4 protein-coding genes are annotated in these 3481 nt (G+C 48.7%); 2 read left to right on the forward strand and 2 right to left on the reverse strand.

Annotation, left to right across the window (positions count from 1 at the left end; genetic code table 11):
- The first annotated feature begins 15 nt into the window (after positions 1-15).
- Complete coding sequence (locus EA408_00060) at positions 16-2373, forward strand: FtsX-like permease family protein (GenBank protein ID TVR75650.1); 2358 nt, start codon at positions 16-18, stop codon at positions 2371-2373.
- Positions 2374-2427: 54 nt separating this feature from the next.
- On the opposite strand, the gene EA408_00065 is transcribed toward EA408_00060, so the two are convergent.
- Both EA408_00065 and EA408_00070 read right to left on the reverse strand, forming a co-directional pair.
- Positions 2428-2781 carry a hypothetical protein gene (locus EA408_00065; protein TVR75651.1) on the reverse strand — a complete coding sequence of 118 codons (354 nt, stop codon included), beginning with the start codon at positions 2779-2781 and terminating at the stop codon, positions 2428-2430.
- Positions 2781-3014: a DUF433 domain-containing protein gene (locus EA408_00070; protein TVR75652.1), complete on the reverse strand. Its 234-nt coding sequence runs from the start codon at positions 3012-3014 to the stop codon at positions 2781-2783. The genes EA408_00065 and EA408_00070 overlap by 1 nt, the downstream gene beginning before the upstream one ends.
- A gap of 174 nt (positions 3015-3188) precedes the next feature.
- On the opposite strand from EA408_00070, the gene EA408_00075 reads away from it, so the two are divergent.
- Positions 3189-3481 (forward strand): hypothetical protein (locus tag EA408_00075; protein TVR75653.1); only part of this gene is annotated, 293 nt, incomplete at its 3' end.

Raw genomic sequence — 3481 nt, forward strand, 5'->3', positions numbered from 1 at the left:
ATTAATAAACTATAAATGAGCGGTATTATTTTCAGGATTTCGATGCGCAACCTTTTGAAGAACAGGTTTACATCACTGGTCTCTTTACTGGGCCTTATGGTTGGTTTTGTTGCTGTTGTGCTGGTTGCACTATTCATTAAATATGAGCTTAGCTGGGATAAACACAATGAGAACTATGACAGGATATTCATCGTGCAGCGCGATATCGCTTTGTCGGCCCGCAATTCCGGTACCGGCAGCATCACGCCTTTTACGCCCCCGGTAACGGCGCCTCTTTTGGAAGAGTACCCGGGTTTTGAGAGGGTTGCATCTGTTTACCAGGTGGGGGACAGGTTCCTGTCTGTTTCCGCCGAAAGGCAATACAGGATTGACAGGGGGATATATGCTGACAGGAATTTCTTTGATGTTTTTACCTGTAGTTTCGCCGATGGCCGCCTGCCTGATGAGTTCGGACAGCCATTTACTGTAGTGATCTCAGAATCTCTTGCCGGCAGGTTGTTTGAGGGGGAAGCCGCAGAGGGAATGGTTGTTACGCTCGACGGAAAGCACGAGCTTATGGTTGCGGGTGTATATAACGACCTGCCTCTTAACTCGACCATACGCCCTGAGTACATAATATCGCTGCCGACACTCCTGAGGACCGAAGGGATAGGCCGGGATGATATCATACCGGCGTCGTTCATGACTTTTGTGATGCTGGGAGAGGGAGCGGGCAGAGAGGCGGCGGAGGCAGCGGTGAGGGACCTTTTTGCCGGGCGTGACGGCATGGAGATGGAGACACTCAGACTGGGAGCCCTCGCAGGAATGAGGCTTGACAGCGTGCCTGACTACTATAACATAATCTGGATATTCGGGCTGATCGGTGTATTCATACTTTCGATGTCGGTTTTCAATTACGTGAACCTGACGATCGCGGGTTCGTCGATAAGGGGTAAGGAGATAGCGATCAAGAAGATGAGCGGATGCAAGAGACCCGGACTGATCCTGCAGTTCCTGGGCGAAAGCGTGGTGGTGTCGGTAATTGGATTTGCCATTTCTATCTATCTCGCCTCATTGCTGCTTCCGTTTTTCAACAGCATCATGGGCACTGCCATCGACCCGAATTTTTTTCATGATTGGCGTGTAACCGCTATACTGGCGGCAGGAGCGGCCGGTATCGGACTGCTGGCAGGTGCTTACCCGGCATTCCTTATGTCGTCAAACAGCATTGTTAACCTGTTCAAGGGAGAGTTCAAAGCCGGCAGTGACCGGATAAAGCTGCGCAAGGTCCTGGTTCTGCTGCAGTTTTCAATTTCGGTGTTCCTTATCTGCCTCAGCCTCTTTTTCCTTGTGCAGGTAAACCATCTGACCTCAAAAGATATAGGTTTTGACAGGGAGAACATGATATACGTGCAGCTCACCACACCGGCAGAAGAAATCTGTTTTGAAGATTTCAGGAGCCGTTTGCTGCAAAGTCCGGCCATCCTGAATGCGTCAATGTCAGATAACCTGCCTTTTGTGAACTTTGGCGGCGGTATGATCAACTGGGAGGGGGCCGACCCGGGTACAAGGGTCAGGTACAGGCCCAACAGTGTTTCCTGGGATTTCGTTGGCAACCTGGGAATCTCCCTGGTTGATGGCCGGGATTTCTCAAGGGATTATCCGTCTGATGTACACAATGCATGCCTGGTAAATGAGACGGCGGTGCGTTATTTCGGATGGGACAACCCCATAGGCAAGCGTCTTGACAATAACAGGTATACCGTGGTTGGTGTTGTTGCCGATTATCATGTTATGGATATTCACAATCCGCTCGATCCTGTTGTGCTCACTCTTGCTCCCGGTGAGATGACCGGCAGCCGTGTTTATGCTTTCCGCTATCTGCCTGGCTACCGCGATGAGGCGGTGGGACTCCTTGCATCTGAGTTCAGCCGGGTATTCCCTGACGATCCTTTTGTGATAGAAGAGCTCGAGTCGGCTTTCATGAATGAAAACGCCTACAGGAGCTACCAGACTGTTAAAAAGTCGGTACTTCTCTTTACCGGGTTCAGCTTGTTCCTGGCGGTTACGGGGTTACTGGGACTGGTATCATTCAGTGTTTTGCGGCGGACCAAGGAGATAGGGATCAGGAAGATAAACGGTTGTCCCGACGGGGTCATCTTTCTTCTGCTCAACAGGGAGTTTTTCATCCTGCTCGGTATTTCGCTGGCGCTGGCATGGCCGGGAGCATGGCTTGTCCATAACGCTTTTCCCGGCGCTTACAAGCTGCCGCTCTATCCGTGGATCCTGATATCTTCTGCAGCGGCTATCGTGACGGTTACCCTGGCAGCCACCGGCTGGCAGACCTGGCGGGCGGCAATAAGAAACCCTGTGGAGGCTTTGAGGTATGAATGACCGTGGCGGCCGGGTGCAACCCATGGAGGCGTTGAGGTATGAGTGACTGTGCAGTTATAACTGACTTCGAAATCTGATCTTTAATCTGTCAATAACAATGAATTTATTAAAGGCATCCTTATCAAGCTTTTTGATTGCAACATTAAGTATTTCTGCCTTTTCTTCAATTCCTGCAGCGGGCTCTCTTAAAAGGATAATGCCGTGGTTAGGCTTCTTTAACCTGAAGGTCAACTCACCAAAATCCTTGTCTGAAGTAATCAGGATCAGCTTTTCTTTAAATGCAAATTCCAGTATCTCTGAATCTGTTGCACCTTTCATCAGGTCTCTTATCGCGAGAATTTCAACACCATTACTTCTCAATATCCTGATTACTGGATATTCAATATTTTCATCGGCAAGAAATTGCATCAGGATGCCAGTGGTTTGGTTATTTCATTCCTTATCAGCGAAGAGGCATAGGCCAGGCATGCGTATAGATCTTTATCAGTTAAATCAGGATAAGAGCGGATTATTTCCTGAAAGGATTGTCCGTTCGACATCTTCTCAAGTACCATGTCGACAGGTACGCGGGTACCCTTTACTACGGGCTTGCCATAAAGGATATCCGGATTGCTTTCAATATTGTCTGTCCAGTCTCTCATTTTGAATGATTTTATTTCAAAATTAACAAAAAAATTATGATCAGAACCAATGATGCTTTTACCGGAAATATTATAAGGAGATATTTGTTCGACTGTTTTAACCGTAGGTTACATGGCTGAAGCGCTGAGGTATTAGTGACCATGGCGGCCATTAATTAAAAAAATACAAGAGCTATGTTTAATTACATCAAGTATGCATTTAAAAGTCTGGCAAATAATAAGGTTTACACCCTGATCAATGTCGGGGGACTCACACTGGGGCTTTCGGTGGCACTTGCCCTTGCGATGAGCATAGTTGGCCTGGCCGGACTCGACCGGTTCCATGAGAACCAGGATTCGGTTTACAAGCTTATCCATGCCGATGACTCAACTTACGGCCGCTGGAACGATGCCTCGTCGGCGTTGCTGGCACCTGCCGTTTATGAAGCTCTGCCGGGGGTAACGGACTACTGCCAGTACCTGTGGGC

It is taken from the genome of Marinilabiliales bacterium (assembly GCA_007695015.1).
GTDB lineage: Bacteria > Bacteroidota > Bacteroidia > Bacteroidales > PUMT01 > PXAP01.